Annotated in this window: 11 protein-coding genes, 1 tRNA gene and 1 pseudogene; 4 read left to right on the top strand and 9 right to left on the bottom strand. The window is 65.0% G+C overall.

Annotated features, from left to right (window positions below; genetic code table 11):
- Positions 1 to 5: 5 nt before the first annotated feature.
- Genes A4R44_RS38255 through A4R44_RS38245 form a run of 3 tightly spaced genes read right to left on the bottom strand, consistent with a single transcriptional unit; the run spans position 6 to position 1,990 of the window.
- A complete protein-coding gene (locus A4R44_RS38255) occupies positions 6 to 749 on the bottom strand; it encodes a ferredoxin reductase (protein ID WP_067592194.1) in 744 nt (247 codons plus the stop codon).
- Positions 719 to 1,318: a molybdopterin-dependent oxidoreductase gene (locus tag A4R44_RS38250; RefSeq protein ID WP_067592191.1), complete on the bottom strand. Its 600-nt coding sequence runs from the start codon at positions 1,316 to 1,318 to the stop codon at positions 719 to 721. The genes A4R44_RS38255 and A4R44_RS38250 overlap by 31 nt, the downstream gene beginning before the upstream one ends.
- Before the next feature lie 48 nt (positions 1,319 to 1,366).
- Positions 1,367 to 1,990: a pentapeptide repeat-containing protein gene (locus tag A4R44_RS38245; RefSeq protein WP_067592188.1), complete on the bottom strand. Its 624-nt coding sequence runs from the start codon at positions 1,988 to 1,990 to the stop codon at positions 1,367 to 1,369.
- A gap of 224 nt (positions 1,991 to 2,214) precedes the next feature.
- Between A4R44_RS38245 and A4R44_RS51335 the strand changes: the two genes are divergently transcribed.
- Positions 2,215 to 3,522 (top strand): hypothetical protein, encoded by a 1,308-nt coding sequence (locus tag A4R44_RS51335; protein ID WP_232791965.1) that lies wholly within the window; start codon positions 2,215 to 2,217, stop codon positions 3,520 to 3,522.
- Between the two features lie 300 nt (positions 3,523 to 3,822).
- On the opposite strand, the gene A4R44_RS38235 is transcribed toward A4R44_RS51335, so the two are convergent.
- The 3 genes from A4R44_RS38235 to A4R44_RS38225 all read right to left on the bottom strand — a co-directional run bounded on the left by A4R44_RS38235 (position 3,823) and on the right by A4R44_RS38225 (position 8,615).
- Positions 3,823 to 5,250: an ATP-binding protein gene (locus A4R44_RS38235; RefSeq protein WP_067592185.1), complete on the bottom strand. Its 1,428-nt coding sequence runs from the start codon at positions 5,248 to 5,250 to the stop codon at positions 3,823 to 3,825.
- Positions 5,247 to 6,899: an FAD-dependent oxidoreductase gene (locus tag A4R44_RS38230; protein WP_067592182.1), complete on the bottom strand. Its 1,653-nt coding sequence runs from the start codon at positions 6,897 to 6,899 to the stop codon at positions 5,247 to 5,249. The genes A4R44_RS38235 and A4R44_RS38230 overlap by 4 nt, the downstream gene beginning before the upstream one ends.
- A 108-nt stretch (positions 6,900 to 7,007) precedes the next feature.
- Positions 7,008 to 8,615, bottom strand: a complete 1,608-nt coding sequence (locus tag A4R44_RS38225; protein WP_198545619.1) for a coagulation factor 5/8 type domain-containing protein — start codon at positions 8,613 to 8,615, stop codon at positions 7,008 to 7,010.
- Between the two features lie 919 nt (positions 8,616 to 9,534).
- Between A4R44_RS38225 and A4R44_RS38220 the strand changes: the two genes are divergently transcribed.
- Positions 9,535 to 9,607: transfer RNA gene (locus tag A4R44_RS38220), tRNA-Ala, on the top strand.
- Between the two features lie 1,191 nt (positions 9,608 to 10,798).
- Here the strand turns inward: A4R44_RS38220 and A4R44_RS48550 are convergent.
- Positions 10,799 to 11,239 (bottom strand): hypothetical protein, encoded by a 441-nt coding sequence (locus A4R44_RS48550; RefSeq protein ID WP_157905105.1) that lies wholly within the window; start codon positions 11,237 to 11,239, stop codon positions 10,799 to 10,801.
- Positions 11,202 to 12,677, bottom strand: coding sequence for a DUF4365 domain-containing protein (locus A4R44_RS46825; protein WP_095213869.1), 1,476 nt, complete (start codon positions 12,675 to 12,677; stop codon positions 11,202 to 11,204). Before A4R44_RS46825 ends, A4R44_RS48550 begins: the two co-directional genes overlap by 38 nt.
- A 322-nt stretch (positions 12,678 to 12,999) precedes the next feature.
- On the opposite strand from A4R44_RS46825, the gene A4R44_RS49655 reads away from it, so the two are divergent.
- The gene (locus A4R44_RS49655) at positions 13,000 to 13,278 is read left to right on the top strand and encodes a hypothetical protein (protein ID WP_161269499.1); all 279 of its coding nucleotides are present in this window, start codon (positions 13,000 to 13,002) and stop codon (positions 13,276 to 13,278) included.
- Between the two features lie 76 nt (positions 13,279 to 13,354).
- On the opposite strand, the gene A4R44_RS38205 is transcribed toward A4R44_RS49655, so the two are convergent.
- Positions 13,355 to 13,744 carry a hypothetical protein gene (locus tag A4R44_RS38205; protein WP_067592169.1) on the bottom strand — a complete coding sequence of 130 codons (390 nt, stop codon included), beginning with the start codon at positions 13,742 to 13,744 and terminating at the stop codon, positions 13,355 to 13,357.
- A 671-nt stretch (positions 13,745 to 14,415) separates the two neighbouring features.
- Here A4R44_RS38205 and A4R44_RS38195 point away from each other — a divergent pair.
- Positions 14,416 to 14,598: pseudogene (locus tag A4R44_RS38195) on the top strand (transposase); the annotation flags it as partial.

Raw genomic sequence — 14,598 nt, 5'->3', positions numbered from 1 at the left:
CGGCTTCAGTCCCGGCTGGGGCCAAAACGCTCGGTCCGAATCGACTGCAGCGAATGTCCTAACGCGAGCATGATGTCCGCGGCGGTCTCTACGAACCCGGTAGGTCCGCAAATGTACGTGGTGGCATCGAAGTCAGCTGGCCACGCAGCGGTGTTCAATGTGGCGACGTCGATGCGCCGCGGAATGCCGGATCGCCCTTCCGGGAGCTCCCGCGTGTAGACGTAAGTGATGTCCAAGCCTGCGTAAGGTCGGCGGAGTTCCTCGGCGTAGTACAGCTCTGCCGGGGTGCGCAGCGAATAGACCAGCCGGAACAGTGCTTTGCTGCCAGCTTCGCGACGAGCCCGGATCATCGCCATCAGCGGGACGATGCCTGCGCCACCGGCAACGAGCAGCACCGGTGCTGAGTCGGTGGGACGCCACACGAACCAGCCACCGATCGGGCCGCGGATTTCAACCGGGTCACCGATCGAGTACGGGCCGGTGAGATGTTCGGACACTTCACCGTCGGCTACTCGTTGCACGGTCAGTTCGATCCGGTCTCCGTTCGCCGGTGCAGCGAGCGAGTAGCTGCGTTGTGCCGTGTAGCCGTCAGTTGCGGTGAGGCGAACGTCAACGTGCTGTCCCGCGAGATGGCCCGGCCACCCTGGGATGTCGAAGACCAGGGTGCGCGCGGTCGGTGTCTCCTGCCGGACTTCGGCGAGCCGGGCGACGCGCCACGCTAGTCGCCCTGATACCGCTGTTCCCGCCATGGATCTCCGTAGTCGTGGTAGCCGGCCGCTTCCCAGAAGCCTGGATCGTCCTTCGTCGCGAGTCGCAACTCGCGCACCCACTTCGCGGACTTCCAGAGGTAGAGGTGCGGCACCAAGAGCCGAGCCGGGCCGCCGTGTTCCGGAGTGAGCGGTTTGCCGCCGTACTCGTAGGCGATCCAAGCTTGTCCGCCCAGGACATCCGCGAGGGGAAAGTTTGTGGTGTAACCGCCGTAGGAATGCGCCATAACGTAATCAGCGGCCGTCTCGAGATCCCCGACGAGCGCATCCACTGGGACGCCGCGCCAACGAGTGTCCAGTTTGGACCATTGGGTGACGCAATGGATGTCGACCGTGACCTTCTCGCCCGGCAGCGCCATCAGTTCCGGCCACGACCATGAGCGGCGTTCGCCGCGCTCGGTCACTACCGCGAACTCCCACCGCTCTGTGCTCACTCTGGGGGTGGGCCCAGCCGAGAGAACCGGGAAGTCCTCGGCGAGATACTGCCCTGGTGGCAGCCGCGGATTGGCACCGCGGGCGCGTCCGGTGAAGCCTGGTGTGACGACTCCCATCGCGCTCCCTCCGGACATACCCGACAGCTCGGTTCCTCAGACGCGAGACTACCCGTGTACCTGCAGCCCGAGCGACGTGACGAGCACCGCCGCCTGTTCCGGAGACACGATTGCGCCGGCCAGCGATGCACGAGTGAGGTCGAGGGCCGACAGATCACTTCCCCGGAGTTCGGCGCGCGTGAGATCGATGTCCTGCAGCTCCGCCCCGGACAGATCCAGGTCGGTGAGCACAGCTCCCGAACACTTCGCCTTGGTGAGGTCCGCTTCGCGCATCCGCATCTGTTGGAACGTGACTCCACGCAGGTCGGCACCGTTCAAGCCGACGAAAGACCAGTCTCCGCCCGTCACACGCAACGGCCGCAGGTCGCAGTCCTGGAATCGACTGCCGACCAGCTTGCACCCGGTGAACTCAGCGTCGAACAGGTTGCACCCTTTGAACACGCAACCGGTGAACGCAGAGTCGGTGTGCCGGGAAGCGTTCAACTGGACGTTTCCGAACACACAGTCCAGGAAGGAGACACCGCGCGTGACTGCTTCCGTGAGATCGACCTGGTGGAACTCACAGCGCACGAACCGACGCGCCGTGAACTCCTCCGCGTACCAGTCTTCTCGCTGGTAGACGCGGTCTTCGACCGTCTCGATGTCAGACGGCTCGTGGTCGTGTTCAGACATTCGTCAAGCCTAGTTCGCTGCCCCGCCGATCGGGTGCCGGACGCGACGTCAAGCGCCTCGCTGACGCGGAATTCTGGCTGGTGGCGGCCAGGATCACCGAGACCGCAGCACCTGCCGAGCCGCCGGTTACTCGGGCGGCTTGCGTAATCGGCCCGTTCCCGTCCGTTACGCGGCTCATGCCACAGGAAGGAGCGGTCTCCTCAGGACAGCCATACGATGGCCGGATGAGCGAAGGCCGATGGTTCGATGCCTGGGTGCCCTGGCCCGAACTGTCGGGCCTGGCCGCCGCAGGCCGGGCACTGCTGCCCGCACCGGCCGCGATCGCCCGGACCGTCACCGAGCAACTGGTGGGCCGTCGCCTGACGACCACAGTGCAAGGCCACGAAGTCGGCCTGACCCTCACCGAACTCGATTACCCGGCGGACTCGCTTCGTCTGGCCACCGGTCGGGTCGGAGACGTCCGCATTGTCGCGGAAGACGTCGACTGGCCCGTTCCGAACAACTCGGCGGCCCCCGTTGAGCACGGCGCTGGCAGCCTTGCCGGCACTGCTCGCTCGTCTCGAACTGCAGCGGCCGGAGCAGCGTCGAACGCGCGTGGCGAAACGAAGGGCCCGACCACCGCGGACGCGCCCGGCATGCCTGCTGCGACGGGCACTCGGTCCCCCGCCGACGAAACAAGCAAGACAGACGGCCCGCCGGATGCGGGCGGTGTTTCGCCTGGTCGCATCGCACAGACCGCCGGCGGCCGAGCTGACGCACACCCATCCGGTCCACGAGAGAACACGGCATCGTCGGATTCTGTTCAGGCGCAAGGCGATCGCCGAGTTGCGGAAGCCACACCAGGTGCCGCAGCATGGAACCCCATCTCGGGATCTGGCGCAACAAACACGGGACCGCACAAATCCGAACGACCGACTTCTCGACGCGGCTCCAGACGGGCGTCCACCGGTCGCGAAGCCGGTCCTGAAACGTGGCCAACTGTCGGACCGCCTGCGCAGCCAGATGTCGACCGCATTCCGCTGCGGCGCGTGACCGTGCTCGCCAAAGACGTACGGCTTCGAGGACTGCCTTCGCCAGCGGCAATTCCCGGATCTGTCGAACTCGAGATAGAAGTGAGCGGGACCGTGGTGCGGGATCGGGTCGCCACGGCACGTCCGGACCTGATCGCGACACCGCATCCGGAAGGATTCCGTCTGCACTGGCGGAAACATCCGCGCTGGGGATATTTGACTCTCGTCGCAGGCATCGAAGACGAAGCGATAGTGCTGACCCCGACCGCGCTCTGCCTCGGACGGCGGACGAGGCGTCCACCGAAGCGGATCCGGCCGATCGTGCTCCCCCTCCCGAATCTGCCGAAAGGCTTGCGCCTGACCGGAATCCGACCTGGCGAAGACGAGCTCTCGCTGACGATCGCAGCCGGCGAATGGCCTGGACGGCTCGCCCGGATTCCCTTGCCGGACTTGCTGACCTGGCTGACGACAGCGGCAATGACACTGACACTTCCCGGATTCGGATCACGGTCCCTCCCCTGAACCGGCGGCGACGCCCACCGGACCCCTTCTAGGCCCGAGCAATGGACGCGGTGCTGCCGTGCTCCAGAGTGCTCGAACATGCGTTCCCAATCATCACCCGATCAGGGAAAGATCGAAAACCGTTGGCGCATAAGGGAAGTTCGAAAACAGCCCGAAATCCTGTCGGTGCGGTCCGCTAGCCTCGGAATCGAGCCGTCGATTCGCTCCGAGGGGATACCGCCGATGACAGCCACCGCAGAACTGCTCCGAAGAGCCCGAAGATCCCGGCACCATGCCGGACATCCGCGGGCAATCGCGGGTTCAGAGCGACGCTTGTTCCTCCACCGGAAGGCAAACTTCGAACCGCGTGTCACCCGGTTCCGACGTCACCTTGATGTCGCCCGAGTGCCGTTCCACGACGATCCGCCACGAGATGTCCAGCCCGAGACCGGTGCCTTCGCCGACGCCTTTGGTCGTGAAGAACGGCTCGAAGATGCGCTGGCGCACCTCCTCCGGGATCCCTGGACCGGTGTCGCCGATCTCGACGCGCACCTGTTTGCCGACCTGCCACGTGCGCAGAGTCAGCGTTCCCTCGCCGCCCATGGCACCGACGGCGTTGTCGATGATGTTGGTCCACACCTGGTTCAGTTCGGCGGCGTAGGCAGGGACCCGGTCGATCGAGCAGTCGTATTCCTTGACCACACGGATTCCCTCACCGAGCTTGCCCGACATCATCACCAGCGTGGAGTTGAGTCCTTCGTGGACGTCAATGAACTGGTGCGGGGCGCGATCCATTTGCGAGTACTGCTTCGCCGCGCCCACGAGCGTGGAAACCCGGCTGGTCGAGTCTTCGATCTCGCCCATCAGCATCTCGGTTTCGAGCGCGTAAGCGAGCCAGCGGATCGCGCCGTCGAGCAGTCCTTCGCCCACCGACTCCAGCACGTGGTCGAGGTTCGTCGGGGTGAGCCCGGCAGCGACGAAGATGCTGGCGAGGTCCCAGCCCTGGTCGATGCCATGGTCATCGAACCAATCGCCGATCTCGTCCTCGCGGTCGGCTTGCTGCATCGCGGAGAGCTTGGGCGCGTCGCCGACCTGCTTCACCAAGCGTTCCTGCACGTCGAGGAGCAGCTCGAGCAGATCCGGGTCGATATCCTTCTTCGCCAGGATCGCCAGCTTGTGCCGCATGCCGGCGACTCGCTCGCGCAGCGCGGCTGTCGCCCGTACCGCAGCCGCGGCCGGGTTGTTGAGTTCGTGCATGAGCCCCGCGGACAACTCGCCGAGCGCGACGAGCCTGCGGCGCGACGACACCAGTGCGTCGGTGTGCCGCCAGCCGAGATACATCCCCTCCAGCAAGTGCGCCGCCATCGGGAACCATTGCCGGAATTCGACGGCGAACTCCGCCGCGGGAAGTGTGAGGAAGGTCAGGTCGCTGACGGCGTAAATCGTCGCGCCGTACGTGGCTTCGCTGTCCTGGTAGGCCAGGAATTGCGTTGCGCCGCAGTAGGAACCGCGCTGATCGGACCGCTTCATCTCGACCTCGGCACCGGCCACCACGCGGGTCATCCGCAACGCGCCGTTGAGCAGGACGTAGAAGCACGTGGCCGGGTCGCCCTCGCGGATCACCACGGAGTCGGCCTTGAACTCCTCGCGCACCGCGTTCTGCTCGATCCAGTCGAGCTGCGCGTCGGAGAGATGTTCGAACAAGAACAGGCCGCGGAGTTCCTCGCGCGGCAAAGCGGGCTGAGTCACTGTTCCTCCAAGTAACGGTGGACCAGGGTCACGGCCATGGCGCCCTCGCCGACGGCGGACGCCACGCGTTTCACCGACTGCGAGCGCACGTCTCCGGCCACGAACACGCCGGGTACGGACGACTCCAGGTAGTGCGGATCGCGGTCAAGGGTCCATCCCGGCGGCCTGCGCCCGTCCTCCACGAGGTCTGGGCCGGTCCGGACGAATCCGTGGGCGTCTCTGAGGACGCTCTTCCCCAGCCACTCTGTGCGCGGAGCGGCTCCGATGAAGATGAAGAGGTGTTCCGTGTCCAGTTTCTCGGTCACGCCGTCTTTGCAGACCGTGATGGACTCGAGGTGATCGTCCCCGTGCGCCTTGACCACGGTGGTGTGCGTGCGGACGTGGACGTTTTCGATGGCAGCGATCTGCTCGATGAGGTAGTGCGACATCGACGACTCCAACGACGCGCCGCGCACCAGGAGCGTCACGTCGGTGGCGTGCTGGGCGAAGAACACAGCCGCCTGACCCGCGGAGTTCGCGCCGCCGACGATGTACACGTGGTCGTTCGAGCACTCAGGTGCTTCCGTCGCGGCAGAGCCGTAGTAGACGCCCCGGCCGGTCAGCGCCGCGATTCCGTCGGCTTCCAGCGCTCGGTAGTTGACGCCGCTGGAAAGGATCACGGAGTGCGCGGCGATCTCGGATCCGTCGCCGAAGGTCACGACCCGGCTCGATCCGCGCGCTTCCAGACCCACGACATCGCGGGCCGTAAGCACTTCGGCGCCGAACTTCTGCGCTTGGCGGCGGGCTCGATCCGTGAGCTGTGCGCCGGACACTCCGTCCGGGAAGCCAAGGTAGTTCTCGATCCTGGAGCTGGTTCCGGCCTGACCGCCGGTGGCCTTGCGCTCGACCAGCACGGTCCGCAGTCCCTCGGAAGCGCCGTAAACGGCGGCACCGAGTCCAGCCGGACCGCCGCCGATCACCACCAGGTCGTAAAAGTCCTGCGCGGGCTGCGTAGAAAGGCCCACCGCATCGGCGATCTCGCTTCCCGATGGCTGTTTCAGCACCGTGCCGTCCGGCGTCACCACGACCGGGATGTCGGTCTCGCACGCGCCAGCAGCTTGGAGAATGCGGCCAGCTTCTTCGTCGTCGACCGAGTACCAGCGGTACGGGACGGCGTTGCGGGCCAGGAAGTCGCGCATCCGGAACGAAGGTGCCGAGTACCGGTGCCCGATCAGCTTCGTCTCTTCGACCGGACGGTCGCCCACCGCAAGCCAGGTCTCGACGAGCGAGTCGATGACCGGGTACAGCTTCTCCTCGGGCGGGTCCCAGGGCTTGAGCAGGTAGTGGTCGACGTCGACCACGTTGATCGCCTGGATCGCGGCATCGGTGTCGGCGTAGGCCGTCAGCAGCGCCCGCCGGGCGTTCGGGAACAGGTCCATCGCCTTCTCCAGGAAGACGATGCCGTCCATGTGCGGCATGCGGTAGTCGGCGAGGATCGCCGCGACGGCGTCGCCGCGCAGCTTGATCTCGCGAAGTGCGTCGAGGGCGTCGGCACCCGAATCGGCACGGATGACGCGGTAGTCCCTGCCGTAGCGGCGACGCAGGTCGCGCGCCACCGACCGCGAAACGGCGGGGTCGTCGTCGACGGTCATCAGGATCGGCTGGCTCACACGGCACAGCCTACGGTGTCCTGCCAGCTGTCGCGGCAAGGAACAGAACCAGGGACCGGTGCCCGTCGCGGCCGCCACCGCGGCGGGCACCGGTTGTTCAGGTGGCGGCTACGGGTAGCGCACCAAGTTCACCGGTTTCGTCCCCGGCGGGGTAGTCGCACCGACGTCGTTGATCACGTGGGTGATCGTTCCCTGGTGGTTGAGCGAAACCGTCACCATGCCGTGGAACCGCACGTCGGGGGCGACCGGAGCGGCGAAGGCGTGCGAGCAGGACACCGACGGGTTCGTGCTGAAAAAGCAGTAGCTGCCAAGGCCCCAGGCTTCGTGGCTGGTCACGTCTGGAGCGACCTGGTACGCGGCGTAGCCCGCGCTCCCGCTGTTCATCCAGGCTGCCTGGTCGGGGACGTCGTAGGGCATCTCGTTCTGGAAGAAGTAGGTGCGCCCGCCGTTTCCGTTCCAGGTCACCTGCGTTTCCTGGAAGTGCTCGACGAACAACCCGTAGACGGTCACGTCGTTGCCATTCACCACCAGGCCGGTGTCGGCAGTGTTGGCACTCCAGCCAACGTGGCTGTCGTCGGCACCGTGGTCGGCTCGCCAGAGCCACAGGTGGTCGCCGATCACGTCGTTGCTGTTGACGACGAGGCTGATGCGAGCTTTGCCCGCCGCGGCACCGCCGACGCGGAAGAACACGTCGTGCAGCGAGGTCGGGTTCGCCGAATGGTCCGCGTCCGACCCTGGATCGCCGACCTGCATAAGCGTGGCCGACGAGGTCGTTCCGGCGTCGATCAGCAGGCCGGCGATCTTCACCCCGTCCACGTCGTCGACGTTGATCGCCGTGATCCCGCCGTCCGGGATCAAGGTCGCGATGCCAAGGCCGAGGACGACCGTGTCCGGGCGAGTCACGTGGAGCGGCTGTTCAAGGTGATACACGCCTGGGGTGATCAGCAGGTTCTGGCCCGCCGTCAAAGCCTCGTTCATCTCGGACGCGGTAGCGCCTGGCTTCGCGATGAAGAACTGGTCGACCGGCAGTGAAGCGCCTGGGGCACTGTCGTGTTCCCAGGTGACCCCGGAAGTGTTGCTTCGCAGGGCGGGCACGAACACCCGGTAGTGACCGGATTCGTCGACCTGGAGGCACGGCTTCTCGCGGACGACCGGGACCTGATCGATCGTCGTGTAAGGCGGGTCCGGGAAGGTGCTGGCAGGAGCGCCGTCCACTCCGACGAACACCATGTTCCAAGTGGACCCGGTCCAGCCGCCGAAGTGCGAAGCGCGCGAGATCCATTGCTGCTGCGATCCGGAACGGATCTGGCCGTCGATCTTCGTGTCCGAGATCCAGCCCCCGCTCGACCAGCCGCCGCCGTCGTCGAGGCGAAGGTCGCCGCGGACGTGCATGCGCCGGTACGGGCTCGCCTGTGAAACGGCCCATTGGTCCGCGCCCCCGACGGGGTTCACGGACAGGTTTTCCGCGCCGCGCCAGAAGTTCTGGGTCGCGTTGTTCGGGGGAAACCAGTCTGCCTCAACGTGCACTGCGCCGTTGATCGTCACGGCGTCGGGCGTGCTGCCCAGTCCGAGGATTTGGGTGTAGAAGCCGACGTTCACGTCGTTGGAGTAAGTGCCCGGTTTGAACAGCACCGCGTAGCGCTGACTGCCGAACTGGTTCTTCTCCTGCTCCGCGAAGATCGCGTCTAGCTCGCGCTGGATGCTCGCGCTCGGCATCGACGGATCGAAAACGACGACGTTCGGCCCCAGGTCCACTTGTCCCGGCGGCGGAGAAGTAGTGCCACCCACGGAGATCAGTGTGAACGACCGGTCAGTGCCGTCATGACGGCCGTACTGCTGCGGCTTCTCGCGGTCGGCTGCCAACCCGGCCGGGCGCGGTTCGCGGTCTCGGCCGGGGGCAAGATCGACAACCGCAGCGGTCGGATGTGCTGGCCATTGCGGGTCAGACTCGGCGGACGGCAGTCGCGGCGGGGCTGCGGCACAGCTGGTTTCCGAGGCGTTCTTGTCCGCCGGCGAGAGAGGGCGGGAGGGTCGGGTGGTCGTCTCTGCATCGCCCTTGCGGGTGAGGTGGAAGTGCCAATCGTGCGCGTTTGTTCCGGTGCCAGTGTACGAGCGGGCCAGCGCGGCGCGCGTGGCAAGCGGACGAGTAGCGGCTCGCCGGGCGTTCGCCGTCCCCGTTTGAGCGGGCCACGCATCAGCGTTGGTCTCGAGGGGCTGACGGGAAGGCGTTCCGCTGTTCCGGCCGGGGAGGTAGCCGACCGAACTCGGAGGCGTCAGCGTTAGAGCGGCCACTCTCCGTGATTCGGGATTCATCGTCACCTCCTTGCCGAGACGAGACCGCCGGGCGATCTCTGCCGGAGATGCGGTTCGCCTCGCGGCGGGGCCCGGCTCGGACATCGCGACTGCGAAGGAATGTAATCGCGGACACACTGACACTCAACGCAAACCTGAAGAAAAGTCAGGAAGTGCAGTCGACCTGCACTAATGCGCCCATAGCAGGCGACGAAGGTGCGGGTTGAACCGGCTTGGCGCGCCGTTCCGGCGTGACCGCGGCACGTAACCGACCCCCTGACGAAGGAGCTGAAGGCGGGGTGTACTGTATGTCCATACGAGATGCGGAGTTCACCTCTGCTTCGGGGCTATGGCGCAGCTGGTAGCGCACCTCACTGGCAGTGAGGGGGTCAGGGGTTCGAGTCCCCTTAGCTCCACCGTGATGAAACACCGCCCGCCGGATTCATTAGTCCAGGCAGGGCGGTTTTTTCATCCTGCCAAATCTTGAGTTTTGGAGTCGTGAACTTCAGCTACCGTTCAGTAGCTGGAGCAGTCCTGGAGCAGCCCTGACCCCATTTCGGATTGGGCGTAGGTTCTGCTCCAGGACATGTCGCCGATCGGGTGGTTGTCCCGAAGTTTCTTCGGCATGCGACAAGCGGGCACCCGCCGCGCCACTGGCTCAACCTGGCAGCCAACCAGCCGCAAGACAGGTGTCTTGCGTCCGTCAACTCGTTACGCCTGGACCGCAGCGCGCATTGGCGTCAGCCGGTTGTCACCAGCGTGGCCCGGAGCACTATGTTCGTAGACAGCAGCAATCCGGCAGCTGAAGGATGCGGCGGTCGATAAAGACCGCGAGCCGGGCAGGTCAGCCTCTCCACGGATGCCAGGTAGCCTCTCGAAATTTCTGGGCTGCGCTTACCCGATCCGGCGTCGCCGCCACGTGTACAGAGTGTCTAACTCGCCCGCGACAGACGTCCGCCCGTCGGCAGAAGAGTGACGCGCAGGCACCATTATCGAGAACGTGTCCTTACCGCGACGCCGAGCCGCAACGACCGCGGCAACTGACGAATCTTGTGCCAGCGCGCCGCACCGTTCAACGCGCCGCGCTGGCGGCCGGGGCGCGATCAACCTCGCGGCATGACTAGCGCGACCGCTCCGGCCGACGAACCTGCTGCGATCACTGACCGTGCAACTGGACGCCAACGGGAATCGAACTGGCCGTCCGCGGGTGGCTGTCCAGGGGAATTCCGACTGGCCACTGACACGGATTGGGGCTCGCCAAGAGGGCTACGGGAATCTGTGGACAACCTGGAATCTGTCCACCGGCATGATCTTGCGCGAGCAGCGTCGACGCTGCGGCACCTGTGCGGCTGTCCAGATGTCGTCAGCTGCAGAACGGTTCGTGCCCGTGCAGATTCTCCCAGCCGTCAGGAGGGAGTAACCGGCCTGGGCTCCTGGCGATTCATAGCTTCGCGCGGGAATTCCGAGGAGCGCTGAGCACAGACGCACGCAGGGCGAACTCGGCACGGCTGACCTCGCGCAACAGTTCACGTGAGGTGCGTTCGTGGTGGGAAATCCGTCGCTGGTGGCCAACAGAGCTGCGACGGTGCAGCCCGGTGCGTGCAGGCTCACCGGTCGGGCGGTATCAGCCAGAGAACTGGCGTTGGACGATTGTCTGGACGAGCGGCCAGCTGCTGGCAAACATCGTCGGCCAATGTCGCAATCTCATGGCCGGCCAGGTCGAACCACGGTTCGCCACCGTTATCGGATTCAGACAGAAAGGTCAATACGTCGGGATAGGACGAACCGCAGCGTTGGTACGCCTGTTCGGCCAGATCACGAACGAGAGGACTGCCGAGGCGGTGAGCGGCGCAGGTGGCGCTCAACCAGAATCGTGCATCATCGGACAGGTAGGCGATCAGCACCGCGTAGGCCAGTTCGTCCTCATCGGGCAGTGTGTCGGCTGCGGCAAGCCAGTAGCGGGGGTCGAGCGCGTCGATGTCGATCAGGAGTTGTCGGCAGAGCCACGGGTCAAGAAATAGGAATGTCGTCGTTCGATAGCGGCTCACTTCGCACCTGGGCTCGCAGCCCCGTGGTCCGCACTATCAGGGCGGCGGCTACGTGGACTATTGCGGCGAGGGCCGACGACGAGGATCCGGCCGAGTCCCAGTCGGCCAAGAGGTCGGTTGTCGCGTGGTAGTGACCGCTGCGCATGAGCGAATCCGCCAGGAGCGGGACGATGTGTCGCGGATTGGCGCCACACTGCAACGCGGTGCGGTAGGCCGAGACCGCAGCTTCGTCCTGGTCGAGGTTGCGGTGAAGGTCGCCCAGTTGTCGGTGGTAGTGATCAAATTCCAGGTAGCGCGGGTCGTAGTGGGCGCACGCTGCATAAGCGGCGAGGGCGAGTTCGTACATGCCGGCGGAGCCCAGGTGTTCGCCGAAGTTGCTGTACGCCAATGCTGCGCGCCGTCGCTCGTCCTGGGCGAGCTCGATTTCGATGAGCTCCTGGTCGAGTTGCAGCAAGTCTTCGGCGACTGCTTGCGAGACCATGTCGCCGGTGATCGCCGTCGCCAGTAGAAGGCTCCCTGTGTCACGAACGTCGGGGTCGGGATCGCGCAGGAAGGGGGCGCTAAGTGTGATGGCATCGTCGTGCCGACCTGTGGCGCTGAAGCAGGTGCCTGCTGCGGTCGTGACCTCGAAGGCACGCATGAGCCGTGTTTTCCCTGTCCCGAGGAACAAGCTGGCGGCATGGGTTCGGGATCCAAGGGCGGCCAGGACGTAGCCCATGGCCGCGGCTGTCTCGGCAGCGTGCTGCTGTGGAGTCAGGTCGCGGTCGAGGTGCACGGTCAGTGCGGCCAAGCCGACTGGCCCGGTGACCCGGAGTTCGGTCGGTCCGCACTCGATTCGCAGCATCGCGTGCTTGGGCGACGCCGGTGCGGTTCGGACCGGCGCGGCGTCTAATAGTCGTCGTAGCGCCAGGTGCTGCCGCTGGGCATGAAGTACTTCAGTGAACTCGACCGAGTAGGTGATTGGTTCGATCAAGCTGCCATTTCGAATGGCACGCAGACGCTGAACATCTTCGCACAGCTTCGTTGGTGCTGTGTCCTGACAGAGCCGGTCGTCGTCGGTGAAGTGGAACGTCGTCGATTGTGGCCGTGGTCGCCCCGTGCGGAGGTATACGTGCGGGTCATGCGTGTGTGCCCAGCGGCCGTATAGCTGTTCTGTTCTGCTCTCGTACAGGACCACCAGTACTGGAACGTCAAGGCGGCTCCAGTACTCCAGGGTATCGGTTTTGATAGAGCGACGACGCCGGCTGGTGTCCGTGCCCTTGAGTTGCACCTTGAATGTCATGCCGGTGGCATGACCATCCTCGAAGATCTCGACTTCGGCGTCGACGCCGTAGTCGATGCGCGGCGGCTGGAACAGCCAACTCGATGGCAATAGACACCCGAAGGCGCGCTCGGAATCCGTATCCAGCTCATGGCTTCGAGGACGCGACGGCGACATCAAATCAGCCTACTTAGGGCCTCGCGTGACCTATCGAGGTCGGCGTGCGCCGGCCGGAATACCAAGACCAGGCACGATGGGATGGGACGACAGTTCGGCATGACGCAAGTTCGCCGCGCTGCTGAAACACAAGTCCAGACCCCGCTGCACTGGGCCAGTATGGCAGGAGCAACGTTCCACGTCGCTCGGCCGGACGTGAATCGAGCAACGTAATCGGATCACGGCGAGCATCGTGTCCGGCCGTAATGTCGAACGTGCGGCTTACCTGGACGCTGGAACACTGCGATTGGCCTTCTGCAACCAGTAACAGATCACTGATGCCGTGGAGAAGGAGTACAACGTAGTCGCCCTGCGCGTCGGCGACTACGACGTCGACGAACAGACCGCCCTCGAGAGGTACGCCGAAAAGGTCGAGGCAAATGAAGGAACAGCAACGCAAACGCGAACTACAGCTAGAGCAGATTATCCAGCCAGCATGACAACCGACAGGGATAGCCGGACAGATCGGATCGAGCCTTATCGGACCATCGAGCGCCTTTGCCCCGGCCAGGGCCGTTACGCCGACGCCTTCGACGCGATATGCGCGGTTGTCCGGCGGTAGTCGCACGCGCATATCGCCAACGACATCTCAATGGGCGAAGATACCGGCCCACCAACACCAGCGAGGGGATCCGCTGTCACTGATCATCGAACGGGAACTTGTACGGCTCTCGCCGCTCTTCGATGACCTTCCTCCTGTTCGGAGCTTCCTCGGCCAGTACTACAAGAGCATCCACGCCCCCGACCCTGCGCCACAGCGTGGGCGCGAATATCACGCTTTCCGGGTGTTTCCCCTTGGCAAGTTTATGCGAGGTCTCGCTGGTGACGACCTGCTTCATCGCTTCGTCGTCAAGGGAAACGTCCCATCGCCATCCGGAACATTCGTCGACGGCCAGCACCGCACCGGCTTTGACGATGCTTCGGACTTCGTCGGACTCGAGCCAGCCCGTGACGAACGTCCACCTGTTGCCGTCCGGACCGGCAACAGCGTCGCCGCCGTCCACGTACCGCGGCTCTTCTTCCACCATCAACCCACCCAACGCTATTGCACCCGCCTTTCCTGTCACCAGTAGTAGTGCGTTGTATGCGTCCTCCTATTCCTGTAGCCCCGTCTCCGGTCTTTAGCATTTTTGTAATAGTCGCAGTGTACGTGGTTCTTGGCGCTGCATGTTCCGCCGGTACCGGCCGCGCCCTTTGCTGTTGCGGCGTCTCTCTTGGCTGCCTTCTTGGCTGTCTTCTTGGACGGAAAAATCTTGGGCTTCGGCTTCCGCGGCTGGGCCATGCGCATCGTACGCAGATGCAGCGCCTCGTTGATGTCGCTCACGCGGGCTCGCGAACTGCTGCTGGCTGCGGGGCGTCCGCTGCCCAGTCGCGGCGAGGGCAGCGAGATACGCGGCGGATGTTTCGCCGCCCACAACGCGCCCACTCCGACGACAATCACTGTGGCGAGTTCCCAGGCACCGATCGCTTCGCCGATGCACGCGTCCCAGAAGCAGCGGCCGTCGAGGTCTGTGCTCGAGACGGGTTTGGACGGCCTGGATGACCAGCTCGTCGAGCAGTTGGTGAGCCGTGCCAAGGCTGGTGGGTTGAAGCTGACCGGTGAGGGCGGGGTGCTGCAGCAGTTGACCAAGCGGCTGCTGGAGTCCGCGCTGGACGGCGAGATCACCGATCACTGGGGTTATGACAAGCACGACCCGGNTTGAAGCTGACCGGTGAGGGCGGGGTGCTGCAGTAGTTGACCAAGCGGCTGCTGGAGTCCGCGCTGGACGGCGAGATCACCGACCATCTGGGTTATGACAAGCACGACCCGGCCGGCCGCGGGACCGGCAACTCACGGAACGGCGCCCGCTCCAAGACTGTCCTGACCGACGTCGGGCCGGTG

The organism is Amycolatopsis sp. M39, from assembly GCF_001651785.1.
In the GTDB taxonomy this organism is placed as follows: domain Bacteria; phylum Actinomycetota; class Actinomycetes; order Mycobacteriales; family Pseudonocardiaceae; genus Amycolatopsis; species Amycolatopsis rubida.
Note: the sequence above shows the minus strand (reverse complement) of the source record. Positions and strands in the feature narration are given on the sequence as shown.

Excerpts from the sequence above, each read along its gene's own strand:
- A4R44_RS46825 (WP_095213869.1), bottom strand. The coding sequence starts at position 12,677 with ATGTCGCCGTCGCGTCCTCGAAGCCATGAGCTGGATACGGATTCCGAG.
- A4R44_RS38255 (WP_067592194.1), bottom strand. The coding sequence starts at position 749 with ATGGCGGGAACAGCGGTATCAGGGCGACTAGCGTGGCGCGTCGCCCGG.
- A4R44_RS51335 (WP_232791965.1), top strand. The coding sequence starts at position 2,215 with ATGAGCGAAGGCCGATGGTTCGATGCCTGGGTGCCCTGGCCCGAACTG.
- A4R44_RS38225 (WP_198545619.1), bottom strand. The coding sequence starts at position 8,615 with ATGCCGAGCGCGAGCATCCAGCGCGAGCTAGACGCGATCTTCGCGGAG.
- A4R44_RS38245 (WP_067592188.1), bottom strand. The coding sequence starts at position 1,990 with ATGTCTGAACACGACCACGAGCCGTCTGACATCGAGACGGTCGAAGAC.
- A4R44_RS38205 (WP_067592169.1), bottom strand. The coding sequence starts at position 13,744 with ATGGTGGAAGAAGAGCCGCGGTACGTGGACGGCGGCGACGCTGTTGCC.
- A4R44_RS38250 (WP_067592191.1), bottom strand. The coding sequence starts at position 1,318 with ATGGGAGTCGTCACACCAGGCTTCACCGGACGCGCCCGCGGTGCCAAT.